The sequence below is a fragment of the Psychrobacter pacificensis genome (assembly GCF_018336615.1).
Taxonomy (GTDB): Bacteria; Pseudomonadota; Gammaproteobacteria; order Pseudomonadales; family Moraxellaceae; genus Psychrobacter; species Psychrobacter pacificensis.
In genome coordinates this window covers 643,819-663,581 of record NZ_CP048752.1, presented here as the reverse complement: position 1 = coordinate 663,581, position 19,763 = coordinate 643,819, and the positions used below count along the sequence as shown (strand labels likewise).

19 protein-coding genes and 1 pseudogene are annotated in these 19,763 nt (G+C 43.1%); 3 read left to right on the top strand and 17 right to left on the bottom strand.

Annotated features, from left to right (window positions below):
- Window positions 1-189 precede the first annotated feature (189 nt).
- The 5 genes from GYK50_RS12800 to ffh form a co-directional block, all read right to left on the bottom strand.
- The gene (locus GYK50_RS12800; protein ID WP_339605558.1) at window positions 190-339 is read right to left on the bottom strand and encodes a hypothetical protein; all 150 of its coding nucleotides are present in this window, start codon (window positions 337-339) and stop codon (window positions 190-192) included.
- A 117-nt stretch (window positions 340-456) separates the two neighbouring features.
- Window positions 457-1,356: a class I SAM-dependent methyltransferase gene (locus GYK50_RS02890; RefSeq protein WP_212564234.1), complete on the bottom strand. Its 900-nt coding sequence runs from the start codon at window positions 1,354-1,356 to the stop codon at window positions 457-459.
- 67 nt (window positions 1,357-1,423) lie between these two features.
- Complete coding sequence (locus tag GYK50_RS02885) at window positions 1,424-2,266, bottom strand: undecaprenyl-diphosphate phosphatase (protein ID WP_212564233.1); 843 nt, start codon at window positions 2,264-2,266, stop codon at window positions 1,424-1,426.
- Between the two features lie 85 nt (window positions 2,267-2,351).
- Window positions 2,352-3,053 carry a tRNA (adenosine(37)-N6)-threonylcarbamoyltransferase complex dimerization subunit type 1 TsaB gene (gene tsaB, locus GYK50_RS02880; protein WP_212564492.1) on the bottom strand — a complete coding sequence of 234 codons (702 nt, stop codon included), beginning with the start codon at window positions 3,051-3,053 and terminating at the stop codon, window positions 2,352-2,354.
- A gap of 268 nt (window positions 3,054-3,321) precedes the next feature.
- Window positions 3,322-4,869 carry a signal recognition particle protein gene (ffh, locus tag GYK50_RS02875; RefSeq protein ID WP_212564232.1) on the bottom strand — a complete coding sequence of 516 codons (1,548 nt, stop codon included), beginning with the start codon at window positions 4,867-4,869 and terminating at the stop codon, window positions 3,322-3,324.
- A gap of 412 nt (window positions 4,870-5,281) precedes the next feature.
- Here ffh and GYK50_RS02870 point away from each other — a divergent pair, with 412 nt between their 5' ends.
- A complete protein-coding gene (locus GYK50_RS02870) occupies window positions 5,282-6,073 on the top strand; it encodes a cytochrome C assembly family protein (RefSeq protein WP_197496673.1) in 792 nt (263 codons plus the stop codon).
- 76 nt (window positions 6,074-6,149) lie between these two features.
- Here the strand turns inward: GYK50_RS02870 and purU are convergent, their stop codons facing one another.
- Both purU and GYK50_RS02860 read right to left on the bottom strand, forming a co-directional pair.
- Window positions 6,150-7,079 (bottom strand): formyltetrahydrofolate deformylase, encoded by a 930-nt coding sequence (purU, locus tag GYK50_RS02865; protein ID WP_083328935.1) that lies wholly within the window; start codon window positions 7,077-7,079, stop codon window positions 6,150-6,152.
- A gap of 203 nt (window positions 7,080-7,282) precedes the next feature.
- Complete coding sequence (locus GYK50_RS02860) at window positions 7,283-9,532, bottom strand: hypothetical protein (protein ID WP_212564231.1); 2,250 nt, start codon at window positions 9,530-9,532, stop codon at window positions 7,283-7,285.
- Window positions 9,533-10,015: 483 nt separating this feature from the next.
- Here GYK50_RS02860 and rpmB point away from each other — a divergent pair, with 483 nt between their 5' ends.
- Together rpmB and rpmG are read left to right on the top strand one after the other, a co-directional pair.
- Complete coding sequence (gene rpmB, locus GYK50_RS02855; protein ID WP_057761372.1) at window positions 10,016-10,252, top strand: 50S ribosomal protein L28; 237 nt, start codon at window positions 10,016-10,018, stop codon at window positions 10,250-10,252.
- 127 nt (window positions 10,253-10,379) lie between these two features.
- A complete protein-coding gene (rpmG, locus tag GYK50_RS02850; protein WP_010201403.1) occupies window positions 10,380-10,535 on the top strand; it encodes a 50S ribosomal protein L33 in 156 nt (51 codons plus the stop codon).
- A 108-nt stretch (window positions 10,536-10,643) separates the two neighbouring features.
- Here rpmG and GYK50_RS02845 read toward each other — a convergent pair whose 3' ends face one another.
- From GYK50_RS02845 to GYK50_RS02800, 10 genes and pseudogenes are all read right to left on the bottom strand, one after another.
- Window positions 10,644-10,955: a hypothetical protein gene (locus GYK50_RS02845; RefSeq protein WP_212564230.1), complete on the bottom strand. Its 312-nt coding sequence runs from the start codon at window positions 10,953-10,955 to the stop codon at window positions 10,644-10,646.
- Window positions 10,956-11,174: 219 nt separating this feature from the next.
- Complete coding sequence (locus tag GYK50_RS02840; protein ID WP_212564229.1) at window positions 11,175-11,486, bottom strand: hypothetical protein; 312 nt, start codon at window positions 11,484-11,486, stop codon at window positions 11,175-11,177.
- A gap of 119 nt (window positions 11,487-11,605) precedes the next feature.
- Window positions 11,606-11,935 carry a hypothetical protein gene (locus GYK50_RS02835; protein ID WP_212564491.1) on the bottom strand — a complete coding sequence of 110 codons (330 nt, stop codon included), beginning with the start codon at window positions 11,933-11,935 and terminating at the stop codon, window positions 11,606-11,608.
- A 156-nt stretch (window positions 11,936-12,091) separates the two neighbouring features.
- Window positions 12,092-12,781 carry a ribulose-phosphate 3-epimerase gene (gene rpe / locus GYK50_RS02830; protein WP_071003083.1) on the bottom strand — a complete coding sequence of 230 codons (690 nt, stop codon included), beginning with the start codon at window positions 12,779-12,781 and terminating at the stop codon, window positions 12,092-12,094.
- A 113-nt stretch (window positions 12,782-12,894) separates the two neighbouring features.
- Window positions 12,895-13,176, bottom strand: a pseudogene (locus GYK50_RS02825) (TIGR03643 family protein).
- Window positions 13,177-13,402: 226 nt separating this feature from the next.
- Window positions 13,403-14,293: an S-formylglutathione hydrolase gene (fghA, locus tag GYK50_RS02820; RefSeq protein ID WP_212564228.1), complete on the bottom strand. Its 891-nt coding sequence runs from the start codon at window positions 14,291-14,293 to the stop codon at window positions 13,403-13,405.
- A gap of 98 nt (window positions 14,294-14,391) precedes the next feature.
- Window positions 14,392-15,873 carry a C13 family peptidase gene (locus tag GYK50_RS02815; RefSeq protein WP_212564227.1) on the bottom strand — a complete coding sequence of 494 codons (1,482 nt, stop codon included), beginning with the start codon at window positions 15,871-15,873 and terminating at the stop codon, window positions 14,392-14,394.
- A gap of 317 nt (window positions 15,874-16,190) precedes the next feature.
- On the bottom strand, window positions 16,191-18,152 hold the full coding sequence (gene htpG, locus GYK50_RS02810) for a molecular chaperone HtpG (RefSeq protein ID WP_212564226.1): 1,962 nt from the start codon (window positions 18,150-18,152) through the stop codon (window positions 16,191-16,193).
- A 462-nt stretch (window positions 18,153-18,614) separates the two neighbouring features.
- Window positions 18,615-19,430, bottom strand: a complete 816-nt coding sequence (locus GYK50_RS02805) for a thioesterase family protein (protein WP_212564225.1) — start codon at window positions 19,428-19,430, stop codon at window positions 18,615-18,617.
- A gap of 63 nt (window positions 19,431-19,493) precedes the next feature.
- The gene (locus tag GYK50_RS02800) at window positions 19,494-19,742 is read right to left on the bottom strand and encodes a hypothetical protein (protein ID WP_212564224.1); all 249 of its coding nucleotides are present in this window, start codon (window positions 19,740-19,742) and stop codon (window positions 19,494-19,496) included.
- Between the last annotated feature and the right edge of the window lie 21 nt (window positions 19,743-19,763).

Below are 19,763 nucleotides of genomic sequence, written 5' to 3'. Positions count from 1 at the left end.
CTTATTATCGTCAATAAAGAGTGTTATATGCTTTTTTGCTAGGGCGTGTCGCTATTTTAAAAATGGTGATAAACGTTTGAATTAGGGACACGCCCTAATCGTTAGATTTGTTTCCATAAGTTATTCGCCTCAATTAGAGACAATTCAGGATACTGTTTACGTAACGCTTTAATCGCAGGGATTTTATCTTTATGTGCTGCTTGTTCGCAAAAATGCCAATTGCTCTTGTGGACTGCTCAATTCCTTTAAACATGCTTCAAGCCGAAGAATCCGAGTGCGCAGCATGATATTGACCAACAATAAGCCTGCACCCATGACCCAAATGATTAGCGTTGACATTTCCTGCTCCTGAATACATGTATTCTAAATACTCAAGCTAATGAATGACGTATGTTTATGCTGATACACTTATTTATCACAAACAGTGGCTATGAAATAATCCTCGAAAAACCGATGTCAGGCAAAATACCCATCAAAACGCACGGCTTCATTATGCCAGCTTTCACTAACCGGCTCATCGGCAAGTAATGGCGCAAATTGCGGCCGCTTGACGATCACGCGACCTTGTCCTTGCGCGCTTCGACTCACAATTGCCTTAGCACTATTTAGCAGTTGGCGCTCTTCCTCTAGCGTTGGTGGACGCGCCAATTGATGCAGCGCTTGCATGTGCTTGCCGACTTTGGCACCTTTACCTGTCTTACTGTCTTGGTAGCTATCCTCTGGAAACATGGGATCTAAATACACCACATCGACTGCATTGCCATCATTCGATATATCGTCAGCTTTTAGGCTCGCAAAATAACTCAGTGCATCAGTATTGATAATATGTAGGCGACTCATGAGCTTTTGCCAATTAGGCTGCGCGCTCATACGCTGCTGCTCTGCAAGTAACAGCAACGCCATTAGCGGCTGCTGCTCAAGCATAATGACTTGTGCGCCAGTACTGGCCAATATCAAACTATCATGGCCAAAGCCGGCCGTGGCATCGATAACATGGCTATCTGCGGTAATCTTTGCTGCTTGCAGTAATAGCTCCGACTTACGACCAGCAGTCACCACGCGGCGTTGCAATTTATCCCACTCTGGTGACACGCTCAGTCCATCACTAAGCCACGATAGCTTATCTTTTTCATCAAGCAGCAAAATAAGTTGAGAGGATGTTTGGCTCAGTTGCTGGCGACGTTTTTGTGTTAATTTCTCCGTGGAGAGCTCAGTCTTTAGGACGATTGGTAATTTGTGCTCAGCTATCAATGCCTGTAAGCGCTCAATCTGAGCTTGTTGGTTGTCATTCACATAGAACAATTGGCACTGTACAAGGTCACCTGACTTATTATCTGTGTGATGCAGCACTGTCATAACCATCATCCTTTTTACTTATAACTGCTTACTTTTTACCTATAGCATTACAAGCCATCGTACAAATCTAGCCCGCCATTTGGTAACCAAAGCCCCAAGCCGCAACCAACACGATAACACCCGTGATAATGCGTAACCAAGCAAAAATAGTAAAGTCACGGCGACTCACCCATGCTACAAGCAGGCGAATACAGAGTAGCGCCACGACAAACGACACGATGGTTCCAACACCTAATATCAACCAGTCTTCACGATTGCTCAGTACATCGCCGTGTTTGAGCAGATCTAATAATGCCGCGCCTACAATGACAGGAATACCCAAAAAGAAAGAAAACTCAGCGGAGGCTTTACGCGAGACTCCAAGCCATAGCGACCCAATGATCGTCGATCCTGAGCGTGACGTCCCTGGTATCAGAGCCAAACATTGAAACAGACCAATCATTAGGGCCGTTTTTATACTGACATCTTCTGCTTCTTTTGCAATGATGGTTTTAGGGCGCTTTTCCACATAGAATATGAGCAGACCACCGATGATGAGCATAATGGCAACGACAATAGGATTAAACAAATAAGTTTTGATTTCATCAGCAAAGGTAAAGCCAACAATCATCACAGGAATGGTCGCGACAATGAGACTGAGTCCCAGTTGCCTAGGATTGGTCATGCCTTCTGCTTTACCTGTTATGAGACCCATCAATGCTTGCCACAGTCTGCCCCAATAGTCATATATCACTGCCAAGATAGCACCAAGCTGTACCACGACCACAAACAAATCGACTTTTTCTTTGGTCCAAAATCCCATCACATCGGCTGATAAAATCAAATACCCCGTGCTGGAGATAGGCAAAAACTCTGTGATACCTTCCACGATACCCATGATGACAGCTTGAACGAATAACAGTATATCCACAATGACTTTCCTAAAAACAGGCCGATTGGCTGTCCTATGTTGACGTTGGTTTTATATTGATTAATGCTTAAAAAATACTCAAAAGCTACGCTTTGCCTTGCTCTTTAAGTGTTTTCCAAGCTTGGTTACGTAGATATTTTGGTAGCGCTTGCGCCGCCTCCGTACCACCATCGTTTGCAAACTGAGCAACACCAAGCTGCCCGATGATAACAGCGTCTGGCCAGACGTCTTCATGGCACACTTGCTGATCATGCAATGCTAGTAGTACTGATCCATTCCCCGCGATAGGGAGATTCAGTGCTGTTTGGCTATCATAATCTAATAGCTGCTCAGTGCTATCACTGCCATGAGCCCATACTGGCTGCATGATGCTATAACCTAACTCGTCGTCAACTACCAACTCATACTGTCCGAAATAGACTTGCTGCATACGAGCATCAAGGGCGCTGTATAGGTGTGTCAGCCCGTACTGCTGATACGCAGATTGTGCAATCGCTTGTAGGCTAGAGACACCAACACAAGGCAAGTCATGCGCGACAGACAACGCTTGCACCACTGCCGTGTTGATACGAATACCGCTAAACGCACCCGGTCCGCGATTAAATATTAAAGCCTGTATATCAGCAAGACGTAGCTGCGCCTCAGATAGTGCAGCATCAATCATCGGTAAGATCTGCTGAGTTTGCTGACGCTTGCCTGTTTCGGTATGGTTCGACAGTACCTGTCCGCTCGAATCTAAAATCGCGATCGAACACTGATCGAACACGGTATCCATTGCTAAAAACATCACAACCTCGGCTTTTACTTTTGGCGTTCTAAATGGGTTTGTCAGATTTTAATAATTTTTAATAGTTATTTATTATTTATGTACTATCAAAATTTAGACAGAATGAAACAGCGCCTATCATAGCATTTAGGCTAAATGAATTTTATCAATTTCTACGCTTTTCCACACTTTATTCATCTGTACTTATTCATAGCTAACCATAAAAAACCCTAAAGCTTAGGTAGCTTTAGGGCATATATAAAATACTTTCAGTATGCATCACGATGGCTTAGAAGCGTGTTTTAAACTTCTTGGGTGCTTGGTTTTGCATTTTTTGCATTTCTTGCATCTGCTTTTGCATCTCTTCGGTGCTCGGCATATTGTTCGGATCCAGTCCCATTTGCTTGGCCATTTGTTCTGGATTCACGTTTTTAGTGCCTTGCTGACCGCCGCCAAACAATGGGCCGCCACCGCCTGCGCTACCACCACCCATGAGGCCTTGCATAGACTTCATCATTTTACTGATGCCTTCAGGCTTTGAGATCATTTTCATCATTTTTGCCATTTGCTTGTGCTGCTTGAGCAAACGGTTAACATCTTGAATCTCACGGCCTGAGCCTGCAGCGATACGGCGCTTACGACTTGGATTAATCTTATCAGGGTTTTTGCGCTCAAACGGCGTCATTGAATTAATCAACGCCTCCATCTCACGTACTTTTTCTTCTGGCTTGGCTTCTTCGACGGCTTTTTGCATGTCTGAGCCGCTCATACCTGGCATCTTATCTAAGAAGCCCGCCATACCGCCCATACTTTTCATCTGCTGGAACTGGGTTAATAGATCCTCAAGGTCAAAATCACCGCCTTTTTGCATCTTTTTCGCCATTTTTTCGGCTTTATCACGGTCGATTTTTTGCTCAACCTCTTCGACCAAACTCAGTACGTCGCCCATACCAAGGATACGCTGGGCAATACGCTCAGGGTGGAATAGCTCTAACTCGCCTAGTTTCTCACCGCGGCCCAAGAACTTAATTGGCTTGCCGGTGATAGCGCGTACAGACAGCGCCGCACCGCCTCGTGCATCGCCGTCAGTCTTAGTTAAGATAACACCCGTCAATGGCAACGCATCATTAAAGGCTTTTGCGGTATTGGCGGCATCTTGACCCGTCATTGCATCGACGACGAATAGTGTCTCAGATGGGTTAACCGCCGCCGTTAGCGCCTTAATCTCATCCATCATGGTATCGTCGATATGTAGACGACCTGCCGTATCAATAATAAGGATATCTTGATATTGGATTTTGGCCTCTTCAATCGCACGCTTTGCGATATCGATTGGATTTTCATCCGTGCTTGAGTTCACAAACTTGGCATTTACCTGACCGGCGACTTGCTCAAGCTGTTTGATCGCCGCTGGACGGTAGACGTCGGCCGATACCAGCATGACTTTTTTCTTTTGACGCTCTTGTAGATATTTGGCCAATTTACCAGCTGTGGTCGTTTTACCCGCACCTTGCAAACCTGCTAGCAAATAGACCACAGGCGGTTTGCCTGTCATCTCTAACTGCTGATTGGCACTGCCCATCATTTCGGTCAGCTCGTCGTGTACGATTTTGACAAATGCTTGACCTGGCGCTAGCTCTTTTAGCACTTCAGCACCAAGCGCTTGCTCTTTGACGCGTTTGACGAAATCACGAGTGACAGGCAGTGCTACGTCAGCTTCTAACAATGCCATACGTACTTCACGCAGGGTGTCTTTGATATTGTCTTCAGTCAGTTGTCCAGATCCTACGATATTACGTAGGCTGGACGATAAGCGTTCTGTTAAGGTATCAAACATAAATAACTCTCAATTAAAATGGTTTTCAATTAAATAATACGCAATTAAAATAACTTTCAATAAAATGTTGGCGAATCAAACGATTCAAATGGTTCATCAATACTATTAGGATGGACTATCAAATACTGAGGATGCTCTGATAAAAAATCATATTATCAATACTATAGCATCAACACGGCTCAAAACTTATAGTGGTTTTGCAAAACTTGGCTCTGATATTTATAAGTGACTTACGATATATTTTGCGGATTGATGCTTTGTCAATCATATTTATAAGCAATGAGTAAGATGATGCTCAACTGGCACCCATTTTATGATAAATTGGACGATTATTCTAATCATTCTGATAATACCACTTTAGCGACACATTGAGCGGCAGTTTATGCTCAGTATAAGATGAGGCTTTTTATCTGTGCACCTTGCATTCTTACTTGCTAGCATGGCTTATGTCTTAGTCAGCCTCCATATTGGTTGGGCGCTGATTCAGGACAAACCTATTCATAAAGGCGTCAGTTTGGGGCTTTTATTGGTAGGGATGGCCGCACATGCGACCTTACTTTATCCATATGTAGTGACGCTTTATGGTCTGAATTTCAATTTGTTCAATATCATTAGCCTGACCAGTTTATTCTTCTTATTCTTTTACCTGCTGTTTTGTCTGTACCGCCCTATTCTGAGCCTTGGTATTTTGGCTGCGCCTACTGCACTAATAGGTATAACCGTCGGCTATATTTGCCGCGCACCCTATCAACCGCTTACTGACGTCAGTGTCGGTCTTGAAGCTCATATCCTATTATCGTTAGCGGCCTATTGTGTGCTGTTGATGGCGGCAGTACAAGCGCTATTTTTGCGTCTACAAATTCGCGAGCTCAAGCATCATACCATTCACCGATTTTGGGTCAATAAATTACCCTCATTACAAAGTATGGAGAGTCTATTATTCGATATGCTCTTGGTAGGCTTTGTGCTGCTTAGTATCGCACTGGGCATCGGGTTTATCTATGTCGAAGATTTGATGGCACAGCATATCGTGCACAAAACAGTATTTAGTCTGCTCTCGTGGTTATTATTTGGTACGTTGCTGCTTGGCAATTGGCGCGCAGGATGGCGAGGCAAACGTGCGGCGAATATCACTATTTATGCCTTTATTCTGTTAGCGATTGGCTTTGTGGGTAGTAAGTTTGTTTTGGAAATGCTGATATAAAATATCACATTATAAAAAAGGCGATCAGTAACTGTTGCTACTGACCGCCTTTCTTACTCAATTTTCTACTGATTTTTTAGTTAAAAACTACGGTCTTGTTGCCTGCTACAATCACACGGTTTTGCACATGCCAATTGACAGCACGTGCCAATACATTACGCTCGATATCACGGCCAATAGCGCGCAACTCTGTTACCCCTTGGCGATGGGTCACACGGTGTACGTCTTGCTCAATAATAGGCCCTTGATCCAGCTCAGCAGTCACATAGTGCGCTGTTGCGCCAATCAGCTTGACGCCTTTATCATAAGCCTGACGATAAGGATCTGCACCCACAAACGCAGGCAAGAACGAATGATGGATATTAATCACTTGCATCGGCCAACGCTTCACGAAATCAGCTGACAATATCTGCATATAACGCGCCAACACTAGTAAGTCATTACCTGCCATCAGCTTATGGATTTGCTCCTCCGCTTCTACCTTATTCTCTTTGGTCACGGGCACATGGTGAAAGGTAATGCCAAAGTTTTCGACCGCTTGTTGTAAATCAGGATGGTTACTCACCACGCAAGTAATCTCGCAATCCAGCAAGCCACGCTGGTGTCGCCATAATAAGTCCAATAATGCGTGATCAAACTTTGACACCAAAATACCCACTTTGGTCTTGGTAGCATTGTTATGCAGACGCCAGTCCATGTTATGGCGTTTAGCCACAGTATGTGCAAAGCTGGCTTCAAAGTTCTCAATGATATCGCTCAAGCCTGCCAACGCAAATTCCAAACGCATAAAATATTGACCACCTTCATGAGCTGTTGAATACTGATCTAAGGTGATGATATTCGCGCCATAGCGATGAATAAATTCAGAGACTGCCTGTACGATACCCGCCTGATCTTTGCATTTGATGAGCAATGTCGCTGTATCAGTAAAGCTAGGAATCTGTTTGCTCTGAGAAGCGATGTTTGTTGTACGTGATGATGAAGCCGTTTTGGTGTTGTCTGACATAATACGCCCAATATAAGAAGTGATGACTGTTCGCTGAAAAATTGCTGGCAGCGGAGTAAACCGGTTATTTTAATCTTTTTTGCGATGCTTTGCTGAGCGAGTTGGTTGTTTTTGGTTATTTAGGATAATTTAGTTATTTGAGAATATAACGTAAAAACCCCCAACATAGGGTTGGGGGTTCTATACTTTTAGCTTAATTGACTTTATATAAATCTAATCAGTTTTGTAGAACTGTTTGCAGCTGGAGATGGCGTTACCACTGTTAGTTTAAGTTGATCGTTAGGGCGGCAACCACTGTAGCTAAATGTGTAGCTGACCGCACCATCTGTTACCTTGCCAAAAGTACCATTTCCTACTGGTACACCAGCTCCTAAGTTAACAACATCAGGTACAGTCAAACTACCAGAAACGAGTTCAGCTTCGCATGTTGAACTTGTATCTGCTACTGTCAATGAAGAGTCTGCTGGTAAATTACCACTAGAGGCCGAACCTGTACCGTTTGTACCGATAGATACATTAAACGAAGATGAACCTGCTGTAACAATAGCAACCGTATTTGGCTCAGCATTTGATACTTGAATTCTGCCATCCGCCAAAACGGCTGTAGGAGAGTAACTGGTCTTATCTTCAGCTGCGATGCTAATATTCGTTCCAGATGGCATGCTAACCGTTTGAGCGCCGTTACCGTACATTTTGAAGTCTACTTCAACAGGAGAGTCCAAATCAGTTAATGGGTTTGCTGGCAAAGTTCTTCCCAAACTTGGATATAGAGGACTGTTTGATGCCAAACCTAATACAACCTGATAACGTAAGATAGCATCTAATTTGTCATCACATGTTCCGTCAATATTAGGATAACTGAATGATGAGCTACCGCATTGTAGATTAGAAGCATTTCGGCGATAGATAAATTCACCTAGATTATCATCATACTGGTTATTTTCATTATCATCTCGGAAGAAGTCACCGATATTACGGGTTAGTATATCTCCAGCACTAAACTGGTTATCCCCATCTCTATCTATATAGCTTTTGTCTCCTTCTACATACGCCATAACAGAGATACGATCATCTACAGGACGTGGATTTTGCGTACTAAATTCCACGCTACATTGACCATTAGCAGTTGCACAACTTGGAATAATTCGACCACCTTCGCTAATAAAACTTACGACTGTACCATCAGGTACAGGGTTACCTACTCTATCCACTAGTCTTGCTGTCACAGTAGCAATATCACCATCAACGCCAGCAGCTAATACGTTTTTACTTAGTGAAATACTAAAGCCATTTTGTGTGGCACGTCCGGTCGCTACAGAAACATTTTTAGATAAAGCAAAGACACTACTGTTCGATACTAAAGCGGCCTTTATCTCTACTGGGCCAGGTAAGGCTCCAGGATATAAATTGACTACGACCCTACCTTGAGAATCACTCGTAACTGTCTCAGGGGCTCGATTGCCCAGACTCACGAAACTAAAGTCAGTAGGAGCGAACACCTTACTTATCTGAACTCTTTGGTTAGCGGCAGGTCTACCATTTGAATACACAGTAAATTCTATACTTCCTGAGCGTGACGAACCGCTATTATTGGCACCTAGCTGTACATCATCTGTAGTGGTATATACTATTGAGCTGGCTTCCACACCTTCAATATTAACGGTTACCGTTTGGCTGTTAGAAGGATTACTTACAGGTGCAACTGTAATGGTTTGCTCACCTTCACATAAGTTGCCATTATCATCTATTGCTTGATAAGTTGCAGACACATCACCTTGGTTGCTTGAAACCATACTATTATTGTCAAAAGTGCCACAGCTCGTATCGAACGTAACTGAAATATTGTTTTGATTGGTATTACTAATGACATCTCTTGTCTTCAACGTAATATTTGTACTACCACCTGATTCTAGACTGCTAGAAGATAGAGCAACATTTGTTAATACAACCTCTAAGGTTTGCAAAGAGAAATTATAACCTGGGGTAGTTGCGGTTAGATCCTCATAACTGGCAGTTGCTCTGAGTTGGTAACTACCTGTCGTACTATTATCTAACGGTTTGACAGATATGTTCGCTTCACCGTCCTCATTAGTTAGTATGGCCGCATTACTAGTGCCGAAGATTACATTTTCACCTTCAAAGGTTACCAACGCATTGCTAACTGGTGCACCATCGTTATCGGTTACCACGACTTTTGCATTGGCTCCTGTAGATGTTATAGTACGGGTAATATTGCCATTAGTATCTGTCAGCGCGATAGGTGTGACATTTAGCTCACCCACTTCTTGGCCTCCATTATCAGACCCATTACCCGTACCGGGCTGTTGCGTACCCAAATCAGGCGCCGGTGCAACCGTATCCGTGCCCCCACCACCACAACCCGCTAAGGCCAATGATAAGGTTAGCGCTGTCAGTTGAAACAATTTAGAAGTAGGTAGCAAATGATGTGACATGTTTTGACTCCGCATGAGCAGTAATTTATTCGAGCAAAAAGGCAGAAAACCATTACACAGAATTAAATAAGATTGGTAATGATACTTAGATTTACAGTGATACCGATGTATTAACAGATTGTATTAAATATATAACAGCAACTTTACTGACTTTTGTTATAACTTACAACCAAAAATTAATCTTTACTATTAAACAATCAACAACATAGCACGCTCATTTCAGGGTATAATATCTCTCTTTAAACCAACAACTATCATAAAAATATTTGAGTATTTGTCTGTTTTATGGTATAAATGTCGGCTTTAAAATTTTCTGAATTGGTCAGCCTGTTATTTGCCTTTAGATAACAGCAAAACCAGCTCAACCTTCATATAGTTTTGTTTGGTGCAAAGCTGCCGCTTGCTGTGTCCATGCCGCATAAACGTGCAACTTGCCCAGACTGGTATGAGAAAAACTCATACCTCATAGATTAGGAGTTCGCCATGTCTCGAGTTTGCCAAGTGACTGGAAAGCGCCCTATGGTGGGTAATAATGTTTCGCATGCAAACAACAAAACCCGTCGTCGCTTTCTGCCAAACCTTCACAACCATCGTTTTTGGGTAGAGTCTGAAAACCGCTTTGTACGTCTACGTGTGTCTACCAAAGGTATGCGCATCATTGACAAACTTGGTATCGATAAAGTGTTAGCGGATCTACGCGCACAAGGTCAAAAAGTTTAAGTTAAAAATAGCAGCTGAGTGATGACTCTCATTATTTAGCTGCCGTTTTGCTACATTAGCTGTGGCAACTTGCTCTTTGAGACACGTACCTATCGTTTGAAGACCCCTCATTTACAGGAAAGCTATCATGAGAGATAAAATTAAATTAGTATCAACAGCTGGTACTGGGTATTACTACACCACTACTAAAAACAAGCGCACTATGCCTGGCAAAATGGAAATCAAAAAGTTTGATCCAAAAGTACGCCAGCATGTGATCTTTAAAGAAGCCAAAATCAAATAATCTTCATTTTATAAATGGTATTATTTGAACAAAAAAAGGGTTTATTAATGGATAAACCCTTTTTTTATGCTTGTATATTTAGCTATCTTCAGATCACTAATAACTAGATCAACTGTAGTGCGTTGGTTCTTTATCATATACATGCGCATGCCACTTACTCATTTGCTTTTGCATAATGACCTGAATCGCAGCATGAATCATGTGTTGACCAATCACTTGAATGTCACTACCAAGTAGCTCTTTTAGCTTGTCAGAAAAGTCGATAGTCATCAGCGGCGCTTCATCTTGCTCGGCATCACGCAACAACAATCTACCATCATCTGCTTCCACTAACTCTAAGGTGGTTTCTTTGGCAAACCCTGCAAACTGATCGCTACTTTCGTTGTCTACTTCTATATCATTATCGATATCATATGGCATTAATATGTTCCTTATTATCCCGTTTAGTACTGGTAGAGAAACTAGTGATTGCAAAGCCGTTATTTATTGAATACAAACGCATTCGGCAAATCTATCATCTTACAGTAACGCGGGTAAATCTGTCTTACTCATACAATGGACGCTTTAACACTAGAATTCAAGGGCTATCACATAAGTCTTCACTATAAAAAAACTTGGATGCCTTGCAATAAGGACACATTAGCGCCAATAGCGCAGTTTCGCTAACGTAAATAAGAAAGCAACGAACATCCCAAGGTAATAGACCAGCTTTAGCTCAAGGGTGGGATCGCGGTATTTAAAAGGCAGAGCAACAGTCGCCGTTGCAGTCGGAAATATCAATAACATCAGCAGCCAGTTCTCAATCACATTGAGCCAACCCTGTAAATCCGTCCCGTTACGCAGTGAAGCGAGCCCCATCAAAAGACAAGCTATGATTAAGCTAGTAAATAGGCCATCTGGTAAATCTTTTGGATAGATAATTTTGGCAATACTGGCCGGTACAATTCGCATATAAAATTCCAGCCATGCTTACAAAGCAAGGCTTAACGATTGAAAAAGTATAGAAAATAGCTTATGAGAATATTACAACGCTATATTTATGAATAGATACTATCTTTTTGCTAAAGCATTTAACTATAAGTGCCCATCAGCCATAACATCGATACACAAGAGGTCAAATAGCCCAAGCTAATGGCATTCCAGCTCTCGATATGCAGTCCTTTAACCTTGTTGAGTATACGAGAACCTACCCAAAAAAACAGCGGAATACCTAGCATGAAGGTAGGTACAACCACGGCTGCATGGCGCAACACTGTTCCGACATCATCACCCACCATCAAACGAAAGCCATAACCTGCCAAGCTCAGTACCAGCGCAAATATAGCCATGCCAATGGTAATGCCTTTGGGCACCAAGCTACGTTGTGTCTCACTTTTCGGTGTCTGATCAATATATTTCATCGTCTCAGAAGGTTTCAATGAGTTGGTAGAATGTTTGTTGTCCATGATTCACCTTTACATGACTGGCCACTACGCACAATTGCAAATGATATGGCCTACTTCAATACTGTTTTTTGGTCGCCAACACCGTTTATCGATCATGTCACAATATGCAGATTAGCTATTATTGGCTAAAGCCAACTCTGCGCGCATCTCATCAATAGCCGCTTTATAGTCTTTTTGGTTGAATATCGCAGACCCAGCGACAAACATGTCAGCCCCTGCTTCAGCAATCGCACGAATGTTGCTGGCTTTGACACCGCCATCTACTTCTAATCTGATATCTCGACCACTGGTGATGATACGCTGACGTACCTGACGTATTTTATCTAATGTGTTATCGATAAACGACTGACCACCAAAACCAGGGTTAACACTCATCAATAAAATTTGATCCACTTTATCCATCACACAATCTAGATGGTGTAATGATGTGGCAGGATTGAGTACCAAACCGCACTCTGCCCCACCATCTTTGATAAGCTGAAGAGAGCGATCAACGTGATGACTGGCTTCTGGATGAAAGGTGATGATACTTGCCCCCGCTTCCAAAAACTGCTCAATCATACTATCGACAGGTGATACCATCAAATGGACATCAATTGGCGCTTCCACACCATAGTCACGCAATGCCTTACAAATCATGCTACCAAACGTCAAATTGGGTACGTAATGGTTGTCCATTACATCAAAATGAATCACATCAGCACCCGACTCTATTACCTTCTCAACTTCTTCGCCCAACCGCGCAAAGTCAGCTGAGAGTATCGATGGGGCAATAAGATAAGGTCTAGCAGGACTGTTCATAATTGGGCTACCTAATTCATGTTTATATAAGATATGGATAGATTAAAAGTAAATTCTAATCGGCTCACATATGCTGCAAGCCTTTGACATATTGATACTAAATATTTAGTTGTTTAGCGCTGCTTGTATTGAGTTTTGCAATAAGCACGGCCAACCTCAAAAGAGCGCTTTGCCTCATGCTTGGTAGCACGATTACTCACGCGCTTGCGCTATAAACGAAAAGATGATGGCTTTAACGTTTGGCGCATAAATTTGATAACCGCAGTCTCATCGAGACCATAGCTATGCTCTATCGCACCGAATGGCGTTCTGTCTTCCCATGCCATCTCTATCACGCGAGATATTTGCGTCTCATCAAGTACTCTCTCACCTGCATCGTTGACGGTTTTTGCGATATACTCTTTTGCTTTCGCTTCGGATACGTGGTCACTATCGACATCATGTTGCTTTTTTGCCAAAGCAGCATCCATATCCGCTTGCATAGTCGTTTTTGTAGCGCTTGTATCTGCTGACTTATTCTTCGAATTAGAAGCTGTCAAGTCTTGATAACCTGCCATAAAAACTACCTTTTAAACATGAATGCAATAGCAAAAAATGTATTACGGTCATCTGAATGACCTCTTAGCTCATCTGAGCCATATGCCAATGATGCTCGATATGATCATTAATCACCGTTTGGATAAAATAATAGCTGTGGTCATGCCCCGCTTGATAGCGTAATGTTAAGGGCTGTTCGGCTTTCGCACAAGCGTCTTGTAGTTTAGAAGTCTGTAGCTGACCTTCTGCTAAGAAATTATCAGCCGCGCCTTGATCAACCAAAATACTGGCATACTGCTGTCCCACTTTTTCGATCATCTGCGCCGCATCGGCTTGTGCCCATAGAGACTTATCATCACCGAAGTACTCTGTATAGGCGGCTTGCCCCCATGCAGACTCACTGGCAGCACACACTGGCGATAATGCCGATACGCTGACAAACTTACTCGGATACTTGAATCCTAGTAATAACGCGCCATGGCCACCCATCGAGTGCCCTGTAATACCAATGCTATCGATAGGAAACTCTGAGCGTAATAAGTCATATAGCTCATCAACGATGTAACTTTGCATATTGAAGTTGTCTGACCACGGTGCTTGAGTGGCATCTACGTAATAACTTGCACCTTGACCAACAAAATAGCGCTCATCATTTGGTACATCGCTGTCTTCACTACTTCTAGGCGAAGTATCAGGTGCGATAAGTATCATACCAAGCTCGCTACATTTTTGTTGAAAATGACCTTTATGCGTCACATTGTCCGCGTTACACGTCAGACCCGATAGATATAATATCGCAGGACAACGTCGTCCAGCCAAGGCCTCATCAGGTAGATAAATACTAAACGTCATAGAGGTTTTGGTAGACGTCGATTCGTGACTATAATAATGCTGCTCACCATTAAAACAGCGATTTACACTTTTTTGGGTAAGCTGTTTATGGTTAGACAAACTATGACTATAAGAATTCTGCATGAGTGATATCCTTTTTATTCAAAAAACCAACGATGGCGTTTAATAAGTGCTCGTTATTTGATACTAGCATTTGCCAGTTACTAGATCATTTCTCATATTTATTCGGCAGCTGCATCTACTTCGCCTACCGATAGATTAGCAGTAGTTTCAGGTAAAGCATTGACGGTCGTAGAAGCAGTATTATTCGTAAGACTTGCAACTGAAGGTCGCGCTTTATCAAACAGCACTTGCTCAAATGCAGGTAAGGCGGTTTCCATCAAACTGCCGATTACCATCTGCGGCTCTGATGGCTCAAACCCCATTGCGCTCTCACGCTCATTGACACGTATACGAGCATCCTTAAAAGCCAACTCAAAACTGGTATTCCCTCTCAAGCTTTCAGCAAAAAATGCTTGACCAAAATACGTCATCTCAGCCGTATTGGTACAACCAAAAGATGCTTTGTCAGCGGCTGATGCCGTTATCACCACTGTGGTCGGAGACGCTAGTTCATCGATGAATGATCCCGAATAACAAGCAGACACCACAATCACACGCCAGCGAATACCCGAGGCGTCCAGTGCTTCACGAAGCCATGCAGCATCTAGATTGTCCATCGCGATTGGCGGATTCGCTAACTGAACGATATCCTCGTTACCATGTGAAGACAACGTCAAAAACAACACATCTTCATCAGCATTCATCTGCTGACCGATCTTCTTTAAGCCGCGTAGGATGCTGGTTTTGGTCGCAATTGGCTCGTCCATCCAACTATACGTATTGTTAATCAAAGACAACGAGTGCCCGCTGGTCCCAAAACGCACATCAAACAGCTCACGTACTTTATTGATCTCAGAACGAAAGACGTTTTGACTAGAGAACCCTGCCACACCCATAAAGTACCAGTCGGTTTTGCCATCGATACTTGGGTCTATACTATTTAATGCTTGCTGTAATAAACGGGGCTGCTCATATAGTGCCGCCTCTTCCAACACAGGCTCTACTGGAATTTGCTTAAAGATAGGCTGATCAGCGACATTGCGCTGCCAGATCGTCAACAATGCCACAGCACCAACTAGGATAATAATTCGCTCCCACCATGGTATGCGCAGGCGACGAGAAAAAATCCATAGCAAAGCAAGCGTCTGCCATAAAAACAATACCAAAAATAGTATGGGTAAAAACGAGTAACTCCACTCAGGTAACCAGCCATAGCTACCAAAAAACTGTACCAAGCTCTGCAATAATGCAGATAAGGTATCAGCAACCAACCAAAGAACGACGGGCACAAAAACCAGTGTCTGATTGCTGGCTCGCCGTGCCAAAATAATACCGCTTAATAAAATAATCATCGGCCAGATCAAATAACTGACCAGCCCCTGCTCATTGAATATACTACCACTTTCAGCCGCCAACCACGAAAATAGGACGTTACTACCAAGTGCCAATAAGGCAAATACAGCAAACTGTATAAAGGTGGGCTTTACCCAAGAAAACGCCCGAGTTGAACCCACCAACATCCACAAAGTTGCGATAATATTGGCAGCGAAATTAAGCGAAAAACGCTGGAGCGATACGGTTTTTAACGACGTAAGTGACAAAGACTTAGACCTCTAGCCAGTCGAGAAAAATAAAATGACCCAATGATAACTATCATGATGTCGTCGCCGCTTGATGTAATCGACTTACGATTTTTTCACGGCTGTAGACATCTATTTATATTGAATTCACGATGGAATGTTTATCGAAGATGACTAGCATTAACCAATAGTTTAGCTCGCTAATCTATCGCGATTGTAACGGATTGTCGGTCAAGAGGATAAGGATGATTTGTAAAATTCATTCAAATATAACCATAAACCTCAATAAAAAAGGAGGCCTTGCAGACAAGACCTCCTTTTACATCAATTACCAGACATTATCTCATCAATAGCTCATTAACGCGTTTTAGATAAGCGGCTGGATCGTCTAACTGACCGCCATCTGCTAACAATGCTTGATCAAAAATCACTTGCGCCAAGTCGTCAAATTGCTCACTGCTCTCAAGCTTTTTAATCAGCGGATGATCTGGATTGACCTCTAGTGTTGGCTTACTCGCTGGTACATCTTGACCCATTTGCTGCAGCATCTGAATCATTTGTGGCGATAACTCACCTTCACCAACAACCAAGCACGCAGGGCTATCAACCAAACGCGTCGAGACTTTGACATCTTTAGCACGCTCACCAAGTGCAGTTTTGAGCTTATCAACGACAGGCTTTAGAGTTTCTTCAGCTTTTTCGGCTTCGGCTTTTTCGGCTTCATCCTGCAAGTCACCCAAATCTACCGCGCCTTTTGCGATGTTTTGTAGCGGTGTCTCATCGAATGAGGTCAAGAAATTCATTGCCCATTCATCGACACGGCTGGTCATCAAAATAACTTCGATACCTTTTTTCTTGAATAGCTCGAGCTGCGGGCTGTTTTTTGCCGCGGCTAAGTTATCAGCCGTTAGATAATAGATCGCTTTTTGCCCTTCTTTCATACGAGCTTTGTAATCTTCAAAACTGGTCTCAAGACCGTCTTGCGTGCTGGTTGCATAACGTAATAGCTTAGCAATACGTTCTTTATTGCCGGCATCTTCGCCCAGACCTTCTTTGATGACATCGCCAAACTCTGCATAGAACTGCGCAAATTTTTCTTGCTTATCGCTGTCTTCGCTATTGGCAAGGCTTGCCAGCAAAGTCAAGATACGGCGCGCGTTACCATCACGGATAGATTTTACATCACGTGACTCTTGTAGTAGCTCGCGGCTCACGTTCAGTGGTAAGTCAGCAGAATCGATCACCCCTTTCACAAAGCGTAAGTACATCGGTAATAGCTGCTCAGCATCATCCATAATAAAGACGCGCTTTACATAAAGCTTTAGACCGTGCTGCTGCTCGCGAGTGTATAGATCCATCGGGGCTTTTTTAGGGATATATAAAAGCTGGGTATACTGTACGCGGCCCTCGACACGGTTGTGCGTCCACGTAAGCGGCGCGTCCATGTCATAAGTGATGTTTTTATAAAAATCGACATACTCATCATCGTCGATTTCAGAGCTTGAGCGTGTCCATAGCGCACTGGCTTTATTGATGGTTTCCCACTCATCAGTGAGCACCATTTCGCCACCAGTAGGCGTGTCATCATTTTCGTCATCGACGACATCTTCTTGCCAGATCTCTTTACGCATTTGAATCGGCAGACTGATATGGTCAGAGTATTTATTGACCAAGCGCTTGATCTTGCTTCGGTCTAGGTAGTTATCTTCGCCCTCGCTATATTCTTCTTTTAGGTGCAAAGTGATCGCGGTACCGCGCGTGTCTTTGGTAATAGGCTCAACCGTAAAGCTACCAGTGCCATCTGATACCCAGCGCACGCCTTTATCAGCAGGCTCACCCGCTTTACGTGATTCAACGCTGATGGTGTCAGCCACGATAAAACCTGAGTAAAAACCAACACCGAATTGACCAATTAATTGTCCGTCTTGTTTTTGTGATTCAGACAATTTATCCAAAAAGGCTTTGGTGCCTGATTTGGCGATGGTACCTAAGTTTTCGATGGCATCGGTTTCATTCATCCCAATACCGTTATCAGTAAAGGTAATAGTTTTGGCGTCTTCATCGACGGCGATACGGATTTTTAATTCGCCATCGTCTTCATAAAGGCTATCATCATTGGTGGCTTCAAAGCGCAGCTTATCGCAAGCATCCGACGCGTTAGAGACGAGCTCACGGACAAAAATATCAGCGTTAGAATATAGTGAATGCGTGACCAAATGCAGCAACTGCGCCACTTCTGCTTCAAACGTATGTTTTTTTAATTCTGGATTCAGACCTTCAGCTTGAGTTGCTTCACTCATAAAAACTCCTTTAAATTCTATGAAAGACCTATTATCAGATAACGATATACTCACTAAGGCCGCTCTCATAATGTTAGAGACCCTGCCGTATGTGATACCGTTAAACTGTCTATACTAATAGGGTCATTGAGAAAAAATTCAAGCTCAAAAGCCCTATTCAATAAAAAACACCGCGCTTGTTTATCAAGGCGGCGTTCTGGTATCAGTCATTTTTTAGCGCAAGAACAAAAGCTAACCACTATTCTGAATAAGCCTCTATTAATAACTCCCAAATAGTCGTCAGTTTTTTGGAAAATTGAGTATATGCTTTCATAGTAACCTCTATGTCGATTGATATCATCTGGTTGGTAATATCGTCTTATTAGCTACTATTAAAACCATTTCTCCAATATTTGTATAATTAATTGATTACAACATATCGTTTCGTTTTCCAAAATTACTAGACAGTTGATTCTTTCTCTTTTAACGTGGCATCGGGCGAATGGTGAGAATCTGTTCGCTACGACCGAACGGCCCGTATATATCGTGCAATACTGCACTGGTCAACCCAATACCATCATCGCCATATTGTTGTACGGCTTCAATACCGAGCCAGCGACCTTTAGGGACACGGTGCATATGGATTTGCAGGTCTGTATTAGGGAACATCCACTCTAACTTAGACAACCCAAGACCCAATCTTGGTACAACACCATTGGCCGTATCGACCATGCCCAGCAGATGCACCATATCATCAGTGGGTACGCCCTCTACCATCTCGACATCGTTGGTTATCCAAACCATGCCGCGACCTTCTCGGCGATCTGGAGCGGCCACCAAACGCACACTTTCAATAAACCCGCCCGGCCAGCCTTTCATGTCTTCCCAAACGGGCAACTCTTCAGGTTTGTATTTTGCTGGTTGATCTTCAAGTCCGGCAATCTCACTGGTATCTTGCGTCATCAGACGCCACGCTCGAGCAATAATGGCATCACGGCCACGGCTACTCATAACCGCTTCAATCAATTCAATGGTCTTGCCCGGTCGAATACAGCGAGTGGTGACGGTAAAATCGTCCAGCGGTATCAATCCTAAAATGTCAAGGCTGATACGAGCGATACGCATATTGGCTTGCGGCGCATAATTGTTTAATTCAGCCATAAGCAGTCCTGTCGCTGGGGCCATATGCTGTTCGTGCTCATTCCAAGCGCCTTGTGCATGCTTGGTTGGCTGGTAATGCGCCAGACTAACTCCGTCTTCTGGCTGTTCGCGTTTAATAAATTTGTAATAAGCAGTCATAACTATTCTCTATTTCCTATATTTGGCATTTTCACCTGTATTTTTTATTTATGCTTGTATTTTCTATTTATGGGTAAGCTCTTGTTTTCTTAGTATGAGAATACCGCGAGCTTTTTGTATGAAGAACAGTAAGCAAATCATTATGACTGCGAGTACAGCGTAAAGAACGCTTTTTTCTACCATAAACTTCATGATATTCATAAACAGTACAAAGACCACTGCCACCATGACAAGCATATTGAGTCTCAGTTGCTTATTCACTTCAGCGAGCGTGGCTTCTGCCAATACAAATCTGGCTTTTGGTTCTTTCATGCGAGCTTATCCATATAAATG